The sequence below is a fragment of the Infirmifilum lucidum genome (assembly GCF_014876775.1).
Lineage (GTDB): Archaea > Thermoproteota > Thermoprotei > Thermofilales > Thermofilaceae > Thermofilum > Thermofilum lucidum.
On sequence record NZ_CP062310.1, the window covers coordinates 1,049,295 to 1,065,481 of the forward strand.

Annotated in this window: 14 protein-coding genes; 9 read left to right on the plus strand and 5 right to left on the minus strand. The window is 52.5% G+C overall.

Annotated features, from left to right (window positions below; translation table 11 throughout):
* Positions 1-35 precede the first annotated feature (35 nt).
* The gene (locus IG193_RS05915; protein WP_192818273.1) at positions 36-389 is read left to right on the plus strand and encodes an ATP synthase subunit C; all 354 of its coding nucleotides are present in this window, start codon (positions 36-38) and stop codon (positions 387-389) included.
* Between the two features lie 97 nt (positions 390-486).
* Here IG193_RS05915 and IG193_RS05920 read toward each other — a convergent pair whose 3' ends face one another.
* Together IG193_RS05920 and IG193_RS05925 are read right to left on the minus strand one after the other, a co-directional pair.
* Complete coding sequence (locus IG193_RS05920; protein WP_192818274.1) at positions 487-738, minus strand: 50S ribosomal protein L35ae; 252 nt, start codon at positions 736-738, stop codon at positions 487-489.
* A 363-nt stretch (positions 739-1,101) separates the two neighbouring features.
* Complete coding sequence (locus IG193_RS05925; protein ID WP_192818275.1) at positions 1,102-1,398, minus strand: hypothetical protein; 297 nt, start codon at positions 1,396-1,398, stop codon at positions 1,102-1,104.
* Between the two features lie 101 nt (positions 1,399-1,499).
* On the opposite strand from IG193_RS05925, the gene rpiA reads away from it, so the two are divergent.
* From rpiA to IG193_RS05955, 6 genes are all read left to right on the plus strand, one after another.
* Complete coding sequence (gene rpiA / locus IG193_RS05930; RefSeq protein WP_218042124.1) at positions 1,500-2,189, plus strand: ribose 5-phosphate isomerase A; 690 nt, start codon at positions 1,500-1,502, stop codon at positions 2,187-2,189.
* Positions 2,190-2,227: 38 nt separating this feature from the next.
* Positions 2,228-2,983 (plus strand): protein disulfide oxidoreductase, encoded by a 756-nt coding sequence (gene pdo / locus IG193_RS05935; RefSeq protein WP_192818276.1) that lies wholly within the window; start codon positions 2,228-2,230, stop codon positions 2,981-2,983.
* A gap of 56 nt (positions 2,984-3,039) precedes the next feature.
* A complete protein-coding gene (locus IG193_RS05940) occupies positions 3,040-5,469 on the plus strand; it encodes a valine--tRNA ligase (protein WP_192818277.1) in 2,430 nt (809 codons plus the stop codon).
* Positions 5,466-6,038, plus strand: a complete 573-nt coding sequence (locus IG193_RS05945) for an ASCH domain-containing protein (protein WP_192818278.1) — start codon at positions 5,466-5,468, stop codon at positions 6,036-6,038. Before IG193_RS05940 ends, IG193_RS05945 begins: the two co-directional genes overlap by 4 nt.
* Before the next feature lie 30 nt (positions 6,039-6,068).
* Entirely contained in the window at positions 6,069-7,523 is a 1,455-nt protein-coding gene (locus IG193_RS05950) for a tagaturonate epimerase family protein (RefSeq protein WP_192818279.1), read from the plus strand.
* 61 nt (positions 7,524-7,584) lie between these two features.
* On the plus strand, positions 7,585-8,226 hold the full coding sequence (locus IG193_RS05955; RefSeq protein ID WP_192818280.1) for an RNA methyltransferase: 642 nt from the start codon (positions 7,585-7,587) through the stop codon (positions 8,224-8,226).
* Here IG193_RS05955 and pyk read toward each other — a convergent pair.
* On the minus strand, positions 8,223-9,608 hold the full coding sequence (gene pyk, locus IG193_RS05960) for a pyruvate kinase (RefSeq protein WP_192818281.1): 1,386 nt from the start codon (positions 9,606-9,608) through the stop codon (positions 8,223-8,225). The two genes, IG193_RS05955 and pyk, sit on opposite strands and share 4 nt — an antisense overlap.
* Positions 9,609-9,672: 64 nt before the next feature.
* Positions 9,673-12,786 carry a DEAD/DEAH box helicase gene (locus IG193_RS05965; protein WP_192818282.1) on the minus strand — a complete coding sequence of 1,038 codons (3,114 nt, stop codon included), beginning with the start codon at positions 12,784-12,786 and terminating at the stop codon, positions 9,673-9,675.
* A gap of 122 nt (positions 12,787-12,908) precedes the next feature.
* Between IG193_RS05965 and IG193_RS05970 the strand changes: the two genes are divergently transcribed.
* Both IG193_RS05970 and prs read left to right on the plus strand, forming a co-directional pair.
* Positions 12,909-13,580: a VTT domain-containing protein gene (locus IG193_RS05970; RefSeq protein ID WP_192818283.1), complete on the plus strand. Its 672-nt coding sequence runs from the start codon at positions 12,909-12,911 to the stop codon at positions 13,578-13,580.
* A gap of 8 nt (positions 13,581-13,588) precedes the next feature.
* A complete protein-coding gene (prs, locus tag IG193_RS05975; RefSeq protein ID WP_192818284.1) occupies positions 13,589-14,476 on the plus strand; it encodes a ribose-phosphate diphosphokinase in 888 nt (295 codons plus the stop codon).
* Here the strand turns inward: prs and IG193_RS05980 are convergent.
* The gene (locus tag IG193_RS05980) at positions 14,456-16,150 is read right to left on the minus strand and encodes an ATP-binding protein (RefSeq protein WP_192818285.1); all 1,695 of its coding nucleotides are present in this window, start codon (positions 16,148-16,150) and stop codon (positions 14,456-14,458) included. The two genes, prs and IG193_RS05980, sit on opposite strands and share 21 nt — an antisense overlap.
* Positions 16,151-16,187 lie beyond the last annotated feature (37 nt).

Consider the following 16,187-nt stretch of genomic DNA (forward strand, 5'->3'; position numbering starts at 1 on the left):
TATTTTTATATACGATTAAAAAAGGTGGTGTCGTTATGAAGGGAAAAAAAGTGCTGATTGTACTGCTTGCAGCTAACGTTGCAATGCTCCTGGCGTCAATATCTGTCCTAGCTTCCGCGGCAACAAGAATTCTCCAGCCAGCTTCACCAGCAGCAGAAGCACGCGCACTGGATCTACCAGGCGCCATAGCTCTACTAGCGGGTGCCATAGCCGTTGCTGGGTCTACCCTGGCCTCTGGTATAGCCTTGAGAGGAGTTGCCACCGCGGGGTTTGCCGCTGCCGCCGAGAAACCGGAGCTAACAACGTGGATGCTTATAATGGGCGGCTTAGCCGAGGGTATAGCGGTCTACGGCCTACTCCTAGCCATACTAATACTAGGCAGGATCTAACAGACACAATAAAAAGTAAATTTAATACTTAATTACTCTTTGTCCTGCAGCACAGCATCGTTCTCTCTCCAACGGGCAAGGGTTCAGGAAATGAGAACTAGACAATATTTACCTCTGATCCCAAGGCAATGCCCGGGAGCTGCCTCCTAAAGTACGCGATGAACCGTGTACCCCTATTCCCATGCTTTCTCACTATTTTCCCGATGAACTTCTTCCCCTTAGGATGCACCCAGACAACCTTCCTTCCTATCAACTGGTGCAGGTTCACGGGGTTCTCCACCTCTATTATTACTTGCCTCGGATAGTACCGCTTTCTCCCAAGCCTGAACGAGAGTATCCAACCCCTCACCGGGCCTCACCGTAAACCAAGTATTACTTGTTATAGAGGAAAAATTTTACGCCAGGAATAAGGGTCAGAAAAGAGAATCCTGAGGTTGGAGGCCTAATGCTAAACCGTTGCCTCGCATATGTCGTGGCATCTTGCCTCAATAGCGTTGCATATACGGTTACAGGCGTCTGCGCTCCTGCTACAGCACTCTTCACATGCCTCAGCGCATGCGGCCTGCTCCTGAGCTTCGCAGTTCTCGATGCACTCAGAGGTCAAGTTGTTACAACGGGCGTTGCACTCTTCAACGATCTCATCACATATTATAGAGCACTCTTCCCTGTTCATTATCCCTACCGTGAAATCGTGACTTTTATGTTTTCCATGCTAGATTATCTCGAGCTCTGTCACGAAGTACTTATTTCCCAATTGTTTCATTGCGAGTGAGAGCCACGCTTTGACCTCTGAGCCTGCTTGCTTGTCGAGGATAATCAGTGCCCTCTTGCCGCCCAAGGGATCATCCTTCACCTTAACAGTCGGTGATAGTCTGGCTAGCTCCTTCTCGATTGTCTTCTTGTAGAGAGAGTAGGGGAAGTTGAAGTAGACGTTCTTTTCGTCCTCCACAACGAGTATCTCCTCCTCCATCAAAGCCCAGTTGGGAATGCCGTCTTCCACAGCCAACATTATGAGAGGTTCTAATATTTAAAAAACGTTTAGAAAACTGGCCTGCCCTCTATACCAGAGCAGGGGGACTGTTAAATACACCCTGTTTAGTCATAACTCTTGTGGACATTACAGCATTAAGGCTGAAGGCCGTAGAGGAGGCCTTAAAGCTCGTCAAAGATGGGATGCTTATAGGGCTCGGGAGCGGGACTACCATTAGGCTCTTTGTAGAGAAACTGGCCGAGAGAGTTAGGAGAGAAGGCCTGGAAGTATATTTTGTGTCAACGTCGTATGATACGAGCTTCCTGGCCTCGAAGCTAGGCTTGCTCGAGAGACCTCTACTCGAAGAGAAACCAGCCATAGCTTTTGACGGTGCAGATGCCGTCTTCCCGGGTAAGTGGGTTGTCAAGGGCATAGGCGGCGCGCTCTTCAGGGAGAAGATAGTAGACTACTACTCTAAGGAGTACGTGATACTCGTAGACGAAGGCAAGCTTAAAAGTACACCCAGTGACGTGGCAGTCCCACTAGAAGTGCACCCGTTTTCCGTCAGCCAGGTTCTAGCCGAGCTGAGGAACTTTGAGGGGGTTAAATCTGCGACGCTGAGAGTTGCGGACAAAGGCAAAATAGGCCCAGTGGTCTCCGATAACGGAAATTTCCTGGTGGACGCTGTCTTTTCGGACGTCCTCCTTCCAGAGAACCTGGAAAGAGAGCTCATGACGCTTCCGGGCGTGGTAGCAAACGGCGTGTTCGCGATAAAGAGGCCTTCGAGAATATACGTTGGGGCAAGGGACGGCGTTCACATAATCCAATAAGCTTAAAAACCTAACACGAATAGAGGCTAGGAAGTACTATGCCGGTTGAATACGATGAAGAATTAGTGAGCGAGCTCACCAGGATGTTTGCTGGGCTCAAGAACCCAGTCATCATAAGGTACTTTAGAGACCCTGAGGCAGAGTGCATGTACTGTGACGACACAGAGCAGATCCTAGAGTTAGTGAATAAGACATCTAACGGGAAGGTGAAGATTGAGAAGTATTCGAGCAGAGACCCCGAAGCCAGGAAATATAACATCCCCATGTTCCCCGCAATACTAATTCACGGGGTTGACGAATGGAACATAAGGTATTTCGGCATACCCGCAGGCTACGAGTTCGGGGCTTTTGTGGAGGACATACTGGACGCCTCGACAGGTAAACTCGAGATAGATCCTAAGCTAGCTGAACTGTTAAATAAATACGTCGTTAGTCCGACGAGAATAATGATATTCGTCACCCCCACGTGCCCCTACTGCCCCCTAGCCGTGAGGGCTTCGCATAGGTTCGCAATGGTCAACAAGAACATATACGGTGACATGATAGAAGCCCTAGAGTTCAGCGACCTAGCCGACATGTACGGGGTTTACGCTGTGCCGAAGAACGTTATACAGGTCAACGGCGAAGACAGGGTAGAGTTTGAGGGAGCGGCTCCAGACCCCTACTTTGTTGCGAAAATACTGGAGGCCTACAGTATAGAACTACCGCAAGAGCTCCGGGAGGCCATAGCTGGAATCGGGATTGAAGAGACGGTGTCAGAGGTTGAGGAACACGAACACCACCATCACCATTAGCAACAGCTCGCTTGGGATTAAGTTTTTATTTTATCCTCTGTTGGGTATACGATATTATGGAGGGTACTCTTCCCAAAGTATACGACTTCAAGGCTATCGAGAGGAAGTGGCAGAAATACTGGGAGGAGAGAGGCATCTACAGGTTCGACAAGCACGACAAGACTAGGCCCACATACAGCATAGACACTCCTCCTCCATACCCGAGCGGCGAGCTCCATGTTGGGAATGCTTTGAACTTCTCGTACATTGACTTTGTCGCCAGGTACAAGAGAAAGCAGGGTTATAACGTCTTCTTCCCGCAAGGCTGGGACTGCCATGGTCTGCCAACAGAGGTTAGAGTTGAGAAGATAACTGGTAAACGGAAGAGCGAGTTTGAGCCACTAGAGTTCATTGCCCTATGCAAGAAGTATACTCTCGAATGGATCGACTCGATGAGAAGGGCCCTGAAGGGCCTGGGCTTGAGCATCGACTGGTCAACCGAGTACATGACGATGGATCCTGACTACTGGCGCCGGACACAACTCAGTTTCGTAGAAATGTACAGGAAGGGGCTCATATATAGGGCTGAGCATCCCGTGATATGGTGTCCCCGCTGCGAGACCGCGATAGCAGAAGCTGAGGTTGAGTACGTTGAGAAAGATCGCCCCCTCTACTATTTTAAGTTCAAGGTCAAGGAGACAGGCGAGGATCTGATCATTGCATCTACACGCCCGGAGCTCCTTCCGTCATGCGTGGCAGTGGCCGTGAACCCCAAAGACCCGCGCTACGAGAAAATCGTGGGCATGCACGCAGTTGTGCCAATCTATGAGAGGGAAGTCCCGATTATTGCAGACGAGGCTGTAGACCCCAATTTCGGCACAGGAGCCGTCATGATATGCACGTATGGCGACAAGACAGACGTGAAGTGGCAGAAGAAGTACTCCCTCCCGGTCATAATCTCTATCACTGAGAACGGGTTAATGAACGAGAATGCAGGGCCTCTCAAGGGACTACCAGTCGAGGAGGCTAGGAGGAAGGTCGTCGAGGCTCTCAAGAGTAAAAACCTACTAGTAAAAGTCGAGAGCATCAGGACCAGTATTGGAACGTGCTGGAGGTGCCACACGCCGGTGGAGATCATACCGAAGAAGCAGTGGTTTGTCAAGTCTAGCGCGCTTAATAAACCTGTACTAGAGGAAGGTGTTAAAATCCGCTGGGTTCCGCCTTATATGTACAAGCGCCTGGAGAACTGGGTGTTAAGCCTTGACTGGGACTGGGTCATCTCCCGCCAGAGACTTTTCGCCACGCCGATACCCGTCTACTACTGTAAGGACTGCGGCCACGAGATAGTTGTAGACCCAGAGCACCTGCCGATAGACCCCAGGTTCGACAAACCGCCGATCGAGAAGTGCCCGAAGTGCGGTTCTACGAACCTGGTGGGCGAGAAAGATGTGATGGACACTTGGATGGACTCTAGCATAACAGCTGCGGTGCATGCCGGGTGGCCCGATAACTTCGACGAGAGGCTATTCCCAGCAGACCTCCAACCCAACGGCTACGACATAATAAGGACATGGGACTACTACCTGATACTCCGAGGCATAGCCCTCTTCAACAAGCCCCAGTTTAAGACTGCTCTGATAAACGGGATGGTTAGGGGCACTGATGGGAGAATGATGCACAAGAGCTACGGAAACTACGTCGCTGTGAATGAAGTTCTGGAGAAGTACGGAGCAGATAGCTTTAGGCTCTGGGTTGCCACGGCAGCCTCGACAGGGCAGGATGTAAGGTTCTCGTGGGAGGGCGTGGACTTCGCCCACCGCTTCCTCGTAAAGATCTGGAATGCCGCAAGACTACTACATCCACATCTCAGGGACTACAAACCCTCAGAGGATCACGCGAGGAGTCTGACCGAGGTGGATCACTGGATGCTCCGCGAAGCGTCAAGCATGATTGAGGGTGCCAGAGACGCTCTCGAGAGTTTTGACTTCCAAAGAGCATCTCAGCTAATAGTCGACACTATGTGGCATAAGTTCTGCGACCACTACCTTGAGGCGATAAAGTACCGCTTAGCAAGAGGCGATCCAGGCGCACTCTATGTATCGTACAAGGTACTTCTCTATTCTCTTAACGTACTCTCCGTGTTCACCCCACATATAAGCGAGGAAATATACGACGTCATATACAGGCCGCACGAGAAATACGAGAGTATAACAACAGCTCCCTGGCCCGAGAAGATTGTGTTTGACAGCGAGAGGGCTAGGATAGGAGACATGATAATTGCCACAATAGCAGAGGCCAGGAGGGCAAAGCACGACGCCCGCATAGCCCTTGGGGCCCCAATCAAGGCAATACACCTTCACTCTGAGAAGTACTACGAGATTCTTCCGATGTTCGCCGAAGACCTGAAGGGGACTCTTAGAGCAGACAGCGTCGTGATTCACAGGGGTACTAATGGTTCGCGCAAAGTTCCAGAATACCCCGACATAGCCCTCGATATTGAGAAATGATCAAGCGTTTAATGTTCTCCAAGAAGTATATACCGCTGATACTCAGTGGCAGGAAAACAGCCACGATAAGGGCAACCTCTCCAGGCGTGAAACCCGGAGACGTCATCCTAATACATGCCGGCGGGAAGATAATCGGGAAGGCGGTAATAAAGGAGGTGCGTAGGCTGAGGCTCGGAGAGATTACTGACGAGATCGCGAGACTGGACGGCTTTAACAGCGCAGAAGAGCTGACAAAGGCCCTGCGCGAACACTACCAATACCTGGGAGAAAAGAGCTACGTTTACCTCGTCACGTTCGAGCTCACCGAGAAGTTCGAGAGCTTTGTCGACGAGCACCTAGAAGCCTGGCCCTACGCTGAAACGCCACGGGAAGTCGCTAAAATTGCGCTTCAACATTTGGAGCTGGACGGGGATGAAAGGAATATTCTGATCCTCGTAGCAAGAGAGGGGAGCATCCGCAGGGCAGCATATAAGCTCGGCGACATAAAGCTGAGGCCCGTTGTTAGAGGCGTTCTGCGCGAGGTTGCTAGGCGCCTCGAGGAGAGAGGCCTTGTCAAGCGGAGAGCATAAAACGCCGACCTTAATCACTACTTGAGTGTAATGTCCAGAATACCTGACTACCTTGGGAAGATGCCTCACCTGTCTGTAGGTGTTAGAATCCCAGAGATCTTCCTCGAGGGCATCCTGGAGGGGTTCAAGCAAGAGGAGAGCATTGGCGGCGTAATGCTTTCTTACCACCGCGAGACTGCTCCAGAGTATGTGATAAATGCCCCTCCGGGCACTTATGAGATTACTAGGGGTCACACGGGAACGTCTATTAGAAAGTACATTGAGCTCAGTGTGGCCAGAGCTAGGGAGAAAGGCGTAGCTATAGAGGTGGAGGCCGACCACGTTTCAGTCACAGTATCCAGCACTGAAGCTGTTAGGCGGATAGTAGGGGGAGGGCCTCAGAGAACTCTGTCGAGCGATGATCTTTCAAAAGCTCTACAGTATATCCGGGACGAGATTAGAGAAGCGGCGGAGACTCGCAGTATCAATTTCTTCACGATCGATACATGCGACTTGATAGACTACGGTGCTGACGAGCTAAGCGACGAAGAGGTGGACACCCTATTCAGGGACTATATCGGCGATAGCAGCATAGTAGGCCGCTACACTAGTGTAGACGTAGATCTCGAAGGCTTTCGGCTGAAGTTCAGCGAGCTGGACGCGAAGAGGGTTGCTCTCAAGCTGTATAGAAGCATTGAGGCTGTAGAGCGTGTTTACAGGATCATTAAGGAGGAAGTGCCCTGGGAGTTTGGGGTTGAGATAGCCTTCGACGAGACCCCTAAAACCACAGACCCTAGGGAGCTCTTCTTCGTCCTTCAGGAGGTAACGTCCCGAGGCATACCTGTAGACTTCATTGCCCCGAACGTGGGCTTCAAGAAGAGGGAGGACTATGAAGGTGACCTGGAAGGGCTTTATAGCCGCGTAAAAACATATTCGAAAATCTCGAGCCTCTTCGGGATACTCCTCTCCTTTCACAGCGGTAGCGGAAGCTCGCCCTTCTCGATGAAGGGCCCAGGAGTACACAATGCTATTAGGGAGGCCACCGAGGGGCTTTTCAAGTACAAGGTCTCCGGCGTGTACTTCGAGCTCCTCGTGCACTTAATGTCTGCACATAGCTCTCCGCGTGTCAGGAGGTTTTTTGAGGAGATGTATGAGGATATTCTTTCCTTCCTCGAGCGCCAAGTTCAGAGCAGAGGGGAGCTATATGACAGAACTCTCGAGAGCTTATATGAAGAGCACCTGAGGCTTAGCCAGTCTCGGGGCAAGCGCCTCGTTGACACGCCCCTTTTCCGCCACTACTCCTTCATAGCTCTGAGCCTGAGGAGGGACGGCAGGAGGTACATCCGCGACGGAATAATAGAACTCTACCAGGAGGAGCCTGAGTTCAGGGTGACTGTTGACAGGGAACTTTCAAGACTGACGTCGCAGCTCATCAAGAGCCTCGGCTTCTCCGGTAATGCGGCTCTAGTGCAGGCACACAAATATTTAACCCGGAATAAGAGATAGATATTACAATGATGACCCTTGTAAGGGCAGATAGGTGAAGAGTCGAACCCAGCTGATGCCTATGACTGAGACGTTTTTCGCCGTAGAGATCCTGGAGCCGTTCGTGAGCAAGTGGATGTTCATCGAGCTCGCCCACGCTTCGCGGATAGTAGGGAGGGATAGGCTCTGGGTGTTCAACGTTAGGCGCGAGTGTGAAGCAGAAGTGCTCGCCAGCATAGCTTCACGCGTAGAACGGATGAGTATTGTGTCACTAGGTGAGGAGCTTAGTAAGGAATTCAACACACTAGTCCTCGATCCATCGGCGTCTCAGCCCCTAAGCCCCCGGGACTTCACCGGGAGAACGCTGGTCGTCGTTGGAGGTATAATGGGCGACCATCCACCACGCGGTCGAACCAGGAGGGAGTTGACGGAGAAGTTGACAGGGAGATGCTTGGAGCGCAGTATTGGCCGGGGACAGTTCACGATAGACGGAGCTATATACGTTGCATATAAGGTTTCGAGGGGGGCTACCCTTGAGGAACTCAGCGTTAGGAACGGTCTCCGGCTGAAGCACGGCGACGTCGAAGTATACTTGCCCTACTCGTATCCCGTTGAAAGAGGCTCTGTCGTAATATCTGAGGAGGAAGTCAGGTACATTCTGGAGGAACTCGAAGAAGACGAGGCAAGGGCTACGAGAGAGGGGAAGCTACCCTCAGTGTGCTAGCCGCCGACGCGCTCAACAGATATGAGGTCGGTCGACCCCCTCCGCCTGCCGGCTGTGAAGACGACAATGTCGCCCACGCTCACGAGACCTGCCTTCAGAGCCCTGTCTAGGAGCTCCGTGAATAAGTTCGGGGAGTTCTTGTTGAGCGTGGGATCATAGACTGCCCTAATCCCCTTTAACAGGTTTATGTAACGTGCAGTTGGTGGGAAGTTTGTGTAAACAACTACCTCCCCTCCCGGCCTGAACTTCGCGAGCCTCCGCGCCGTGCTCCCCCTCTCGGAGAAGGCCAGGATCTTACTGCCTATGATGTTAGAGAGGAGCGTGACTCCCTTAGCTATAGCCTCGAAGAGATCCTCTGGCTCGTAGCTAGCCTGCGTGTCACCTTCAAGTCTCTCTGCCTCGGCTATTATTCTCTTCAACCAGATTACAGCCTCTACGGGGTACTTCCCGGCTGCTGTCTCACCTGCCAGCATAAGCGCGTCGGCGTCCATTTTCACCGCTGTGATTACGTCGACAACCTCGGAGCGCGTCGGAACCGGGTTATTCACCATGGATTCTAGGAGCTGCGTCGCCACAATGCTGGGTTTACCCCTCGCCCTGGCCTTCCTGAGTATCTCCTCCTGAACCCTATAAATCTCCTCTAGGTTGTAGAAGTTGGCGAGATCGCCCCTTGCTACGAGCACCATGTCTGCAAGCGCCAGTATAGAGTCGAGTCTCTCCACCGCACTCCTAGTCTCGATCTTGGCGACTATCTTGATATCCTCTGCCTTAAGGTCAAACAATAATTCTCTGAGTCTCCTCAAGTCCTCCTCGCTTCTAACGAAGCTCAAGGCTATAGCGTCGAAGCCGTTCTCGACGGCAAACTTCACGTCATTGACGTCCTTTTCTGTGAGGGAGGGTAGTGGGTACTCCTTGCCTTTAATGGCTACAGTTTTGCGGGGCCTGAGCTCCCCGTCCATTAACGCCTCGGCAGTGATATACTCTCCGTGTTTCTCTTCCACGCGAAAGGCCAGCCTGCCACCCTCGACGTAGAGAAAGTCTCCAGCAGTAGCCGTCTCAAATAGAACGCGAGCGGGCACGGGTATGCCCTTTCCCGTTTCGCCGTACGAGAAAATGACTTTATCACCTGCCTTGACATATAGGGGCTCGAACTCCCCGAGGCGTACAACAGGCCCCTGTAAGTCCGCTATGAGCGTTACCGGGCGGCTGGGTGTCTCAAGACTCCTTATCTTCCTGGCTATTTCCTTAAAGGTCGAGTAGTCGGCATGGGAGAAGTTAAACCTGAAGCCCTCGACCCCCTCCCAGAACAGCCTCTTCAGCGTAGTATCATCCCAGGAGGACGGCCCGAGGGTTGCTATGATCTTGGTCTTACGCGTAGACATCAGACCACTATACAGCAAAGTTAACTCTCAGTATATAGGTTGCGGCCCCTTTACATCTCTCAGATTACGGGAGCCCAGAGCCACTCACGAGTCCTAGGAGGTAGATGAGTCGCGAGGTGGCCTCGACGTACTTCCTCGCTACGGAGTCCAGAAAGCTCGAGGCTTTATCGTGGTCTCTATAGAGCCTCTCGCCAAGCTTCTTCTGGATGTTTATTAGTTCCCGTTCCACGTCGGAGAGACTTACAGCCTCAGTGACTCCAATAAACTGTCTCTCGCTCTCTGGGAGGCTTGAAAGGACGTTCTCGAGGCCTGCGACCTCAAGGCCGAGAGCCTCTGTAGCCTTACTCTTGACGTCCTCGACAAGCCTCATGTGTATCAAGCCGCTGAGTAGTGCTGCCTGGTACGTGAGGTTCAGTGAGTGCATCTCCTCCCGTATGCGCTCGAGCCCGAAGACAAGGACTTTAAAGCCAGCGTTCAGCAGTTTTTCAAGCCTACGATGAACCTCTCCCGTGGAGCCCACCCTATAGAACTCCCTCACTACTTTTTCTATGACCACTTCTTCTCCGTCAAACAAGGCTATGTAGCCGTATATTATATCGCCTTTGTCGTCCAGTGGTACTAGAAGGACGTCAAGGGATGCCAGCTTGAGGTGGCGACCAGGCTTAGGCACGTAGAACTTTCTGTTCTTAAATGTGAGCACGAGCTTATCCGATGTGAGTATGTACTCGATGACACGACGGGCCAGGTCTTTGGCGAGGCTCCACCTGGCCCCAAGGCTTATCCACTCGATATGGGCCTCTTCGTCACGCGTGAGTAATAAGACCTCTGCGACCTCGCTTGGAGTGTAGGCCTCCAACTCCTGGTATATCCTCTCCCAGGCGAGTTTCTCGAGGAGACCCGCACACTCCTCCTCCCAGAGCACCAGTGACTTGCGCCCTCCGAGAGTTGAGAGCGAGTACGAGAAAGTGAAGAGAGGGAGCCTGTACGCTTCGCGCAGGAAGACCATTAGGAAGGCGAGGCCAAGTCTGATCCTCCTCATGTCCTCACTGTGGTCGAGCTCGACGAATTTCCCGTAGGTGTAGTCCTGGTACTTCCCGGCAGTGAGGGCTGGGACTTCTATGACTCGCCTATCCTTCACAACTATCGATCCGACCTCTGTCTCAACGGGCCGGCCGTGCTCTCTCTCAACAATCCACACGGTCTTGTAAGGGTACTTATGGTACATTCCGAACCCGCTGGTCGGCGGTATGACGTTGCTTACCACCTCTGTTAGGAGGCGCCCTCTCAAGTAATCTTGAAAGACGCTGGCGCGCTCCCCCCACTTGGCCTTAACCTTACGGTATTCCTCTAAGACGTACGCGAGAGAGTCGTTCTTGAGCAACACGTGCTCGTTGAGCGGCTGTACTACGATTCTCCTCACAGACCTACCTGTCTCCCCGCCCCGCTGGATCGCCGTGACTATTCCATCCACGGAGTAGTCTATACTGCCCACCTGGAACTTTTCAACGAGGTCTGAGAACGATATATCCTCCAGGTAGGTTTCGCCTTCCTCGCCGACGAATACCCGCTTAACGCCAAAGGGAGGTGCATACTCATAGAAGTTGATGTAGTACCACGCATTCTCGCCCCTCCTGGTCAGGGAGCCCTGCTTGAATAGCCCTAGCTTCTCCAGGAACTCTGCTTCGTCTCTCGAAAGCCTGCCTCCGGACTTTACCTTGTACAAAGCGTAGAAGAGTAACCCGTACTTATTATCCCTGTTCAACAGTGTTATTTCAACGGGGCTCTCGATCCATTTCCTCAAGACCTCAACTCCCCTCGTGAGGAGCTCTCGATCCCACCTCGACCCGGGGAATATCACGGTTTCCGTGTATGGTATTGTAGCCCTCCTCCCCTTTCTCCCGTTCCGCTGGTGGAACTCGCGCACGTCATCGGGGAGCCCTATATGCACGACTCTCGCGACGACGCCTATGTCAATCCCTTGCGTGAGAGTTCGAGGCGAAATCACAACCTTCACATGGCCCTCTCTCATGAGCTTCTCGATTTCCTGGCGCCTTTCTTTGCTCACCAAGTGGTGGTGCGGGGCCACAAGGCTCCTCTTATTCTCTGGGAGCGAGCTCGTAAGCTTCCTGTAAGTTTCCTCTGCTTTGTTTATACTCCTCGTAAATACAAGCGTAGCGTACTCATCGTTCACGTACTCTCGCAGGACGTCAACAGGGTCGAGCCGGGCCGGGTAGACTTCTAGCCCGAGCGACTGGAGAACCTCCAGGACTTTAAAGTAGTTCTTCTTAAACTCGTCAAAGTCGTCTAGAGCCCGTGCTATCTCCTTCCCACTGCTAAGCCTCTCCACCACGTCTCTGTATACTCTAAGCTTAAGCCACTCCTCTCGTAGGTTCTTTCCGAGCACGATGAACACCCTATCTGGACGCTTGAACGGTTTTCCGTCTATGATGCTACACTCCCTACCTGTGTACTCCTTGAGTACGGCGCACATGTCCTCTGGATTTGAAAGAGTGGCTGTCAGGACGGCGGTCTGGAGACCCCCTCTGATCTCGGAGAGTATCCGGATGAGTGAGAGTAGGAGCGATAGCTCCCTAGGGCTGTAGAAGTCGATTTCGTCCACGACCAACAGATCCATCTTGCTTAGGAAGCCCAAGAGCAGGCTTGTTGAAGGCTTAACAGCAATTCTCTTCACGTCCATTAGGAGGAAGGCGGGATTCGTGACGACGATGTCGGAGCCTGCTACCTCGTTCTTAAGTTGCCCGAAGCTCTTGCCGGTTTTCCTGAGCCTAGTGGTCGAGTCAACGGGGAACACTCTCATACCGACGCCTGCGGAGTACTCCTCGAGCCTCGACAGCTGGTCATAGGACAAGGCAAGCGTAGGGTAGATGGCGAGCGCCTTCTTTTTCTCCTTGGCCACATAGAGCCACCATGCCTCAGTCTTCCCGCTACCAGTTCCAGAACGTAGCACCACATTTTTCCCGTTGCACAACTCCACGAAAGCCTCGTACTGGTGCCGGTAAAGCCTTTTTGATGCAAGGTAGGAGAGTCTCGGCGTCCCCGGGAGGCCTCCGAGGATCTCGCCGAAGGTAATGTTTGCTGTTTCGGGTTCAACACCCCCCTCCGCGAAGCTGTAAAACTCTACTCCAAGCCTTTTCAAGACTTCGCCTGTGTCGATCATTACATGCGCCCTCCTTCTATTGTTCCACGAATCCCCAGCTAAAAATACCATTCCCCGGTAGAGCAGGAGGGGAACATCGCAACACTCATTATACCCCTGGCAACTTTCAGGTTATGTATCCGATGATAGACTGGCTGTTAAGGATAGCTAGCGGTGTCGGGGGCTACCTTGGCGTATTTGTAATTTCAGTCCTCGGTAACCTAATCCCGTTTATTCCAATTCCGTACCTGGTCGCAGTGTACCTCTACGCCGCGCTAATACCAGGGTGCAACCCCATACTCCTAGGCCTTGTCAGCGGAGTAGGGGCAGGCTTTGGCAAGCTCTTGATTTATTTTACCAGCCGCGGTGTTTCGCACATTGTTCTCAGCGAGGATACCCGTAAAAGATACTCCAGGCTGTCTTCAATGCTAGGCATGTGGGGCGCAATAGCTGTTTTTCTTTTTGCAGCTACCCCTAGTCCAGACGACGTGATAATAGTACTCTTGGGGCTAATGGGGTATAACCCTCTGAAATTCTTCATAGGAGTTACTGCAGGTAAGGTCGTAATTAGCATACTGACGGCCTACACGGGCATGGCTGTAGCTGAAATTACTGGAGGAGAATTCTGGATTGAACTTACAGCCTCAATAGTCCTGTTTATCGTTGTAATGGTGGTAATCTCGCTGATTGACTGGGAGGGGGTCTTGGTAACGCTCGGTGAGAGGGGGGTCAAGGGCTTGGTGGACGAGGTTAAGAGTAAGGGGCTTGCTGCAGTTTTCTTCTCGCGAAAAACAAATAAGAAGACGCGAAGCTAAAAGCACACGTGACTGTGTACTCCTTCGAGAATTCTTACGGTATTGCAGCCGGCATAGCCAGGGCGGTAGGGGATAAACTCGTCCAGCTCGAATACAAGCTCTTTCCCGACGGGGAGAGCTACATCAGAGTACCTCAAAAACCCGAGGGCCCAGCGGTGCTTGTCGCATCACTGTACCCCAATCCTGATAAAAGGATATTCGAGTTTTTCATGGCTATTGAGGCCCTGAGGCACATGACCCAGGACGTCATAGTAGGGGTAGTACCCTACATGGCTTACGCCAGGCAGGATAAGAGGTTCCTCGAGGGGGAACCGATCAGCGTGAAGATAGTCTTGGAAACCCTCAAAAACCTTGGACTAGACGGGCTCCTGGTAGTCGACATGCACAAACCGTCTGTTCTAGCGGAGTACTGGAGCAGGCCCTACCGTAACGTCCTCGTTGACAGGCTAATAGCAGATTACTTTAGGGGCAGGCTCTCAGACCCTCTAGTCCTTGCTCCTGACGCAGGTGCCTTAGAGAGGGCAAGGAGGGTCGCTGAGCACCTCGGAGCAGACTACGACCATCTGGTTAAGGAGCGCGACCGCGTAACAGGGGAGGTCAAGGTTTCAACTAAGACACTCAGCGTAGCAGGTAGAGATGTCCTGATCGTAGACGATATTATTAGCACCGGCGGAACAATGGCTCTAGCAGCTAAAACTGTACTTGCACAGGGGGCCCGGAGTATCTACGCTGCCTGTACGCACGCTGTGATGGTCAAGGGGGCCCTCGACTTGTTATTGTTCTCAGGTGTAAGCGAGGTCGTTGCAACAGACACCGTACCTTCCCCGGTGTCTAAAGTCTCAGTCACGCCTGCAGTTGTCGACGAGTTAAGGCTCCTATTGGAGGAAGTTCTCTAGCTTCGCCGCCCTGTCCCGGGCCTCTCCGGGCCCGGTGTTCTCTATACTTCTCTCTCTGTGAGCGAAAAGTAGTCTTGAAATGTCGATAAACTCGGGGCTCTCTGCCCATGCCTTAGACCAATCCACATCCTTGCCTCCAAGCTCGGCCGAGTAAATGCGAGTAAAGCTGTGCACATTAATAATTGCAGGGACGGGAGCGGCTGCCCCGGAAATGAGTGCTTGCCCCACCGTTAGACTGGCAAGCCCCTGTATTAATTCTCCAATTATGTCCTCCACGCTGAGCATTATGTGGCGCTGATCCTCGGGGTTCGTAGTTCTCAGCGCGATTAGTGTGCCGCATTGCGCTAGTAGCGTCTGGCTCAGCTCCCTCGGTCTCTGGCTTACTATTCCGAGCCCTACTCCGAACTTCCTCCCCTCTTTAGCGATCTTCTCAAGTATCTGGCGCGACGGGACATCGCGGTCCTTGGGGGCGTAGACATGCGCCTCCTCTACTATTACGAGGGTCGGGAGCACGCTCCCGGCCTGCACGTGTGCTGATACGACTCTCCACAATGCACGAAGAATCGTTGCTACGGTTGTCACCTGGACCTCGCTCGGCAGACCCCCAAGTGCTATAATGTTCAGCCCTTCGCCGAAGAGGCTCTTGTAGAGTTGCGTGTAGGCACGCCCGCTCCTCTCCGGTTCTGCTCCCGAAGTTTTCTCATATATCTTCTCGCTCATAACAGGAGATGTTATGAAGGAGAGATCAGGGTCGTCGAGGAGGCTCGAAAGCTTAAGCTTAAGGTCAATCGCGGAATCGTCACGCCCTCCCTTTGATCCGATCCTCTCCACGAGTTGCCTAGCCTTGAAGTATATAGGGTCGTCGGGAGCGGCGTGGGGCCATCTCTCGCGGCGAACCGATAGCAAGGCTTCGCGGAGGTAGAGTAACTGCTTCGTTGCACGGCTGTCGAGCTTCAAGAGCTCTGCTATCTCCTCGAAGCCAAGAGTCCACATCGGCACCTCCAGCGGAATGGGCTCAATCCCGTACCTTAGCTTTACTAGTTCCGAGAGGCGGCCACCAGGAGAAAATACTCGTACTCTTTCCTTGAAGACTTTGGCTAGTGGAATATATTCGCTATGCGTGTCTATGAGCACGATCCGCGGGTTTGGGTATTTTTCAAGTATCCTCGAGACTACCACCGCAACGGTATTTGACTTCCCAGAGCCTGTCATCGCGAGAACAGCGAAGTGCCTAGACGCGAGCATGTTCAAGTCGATAGTAAAGTTGACGTCGGAAGTCGAGGCTAGTGTCCCGACATCGACATCGTATGCTGATAGGAGGAGCTTGAGTCGCTCCGGGTCTGCTAGGAAGACTCTCTCGCCAGGGGCTGGGAGGCTTTCAACCCCCTTGAATATCTTCCCCTCGCGGATGTACCCGACCACCACTGCCGTTACCTCGTTCCGTATCACAGTTATATCCTCATAACCCTCAAGCTCTTCAAGAACCCGACCCCTCTTGTAGAGTTCATCTACTAAGAGGTAGCCCGTAACGAGCGCCAGGTGCTGGATCCCGCTAGAGGAGCGGAAGATGACGTATGTTCCCGGCCTGGAAATTTTCTCGAAAGCCGTGTCTGGGACGGCTATTCGTAGTATGTTCCGCCCGAAGACGTTGACAATTTTCCCAATTTCCTCCATCAAGCGTCAGCCCACGTTTAAAAGGCGTTGCGCTAAT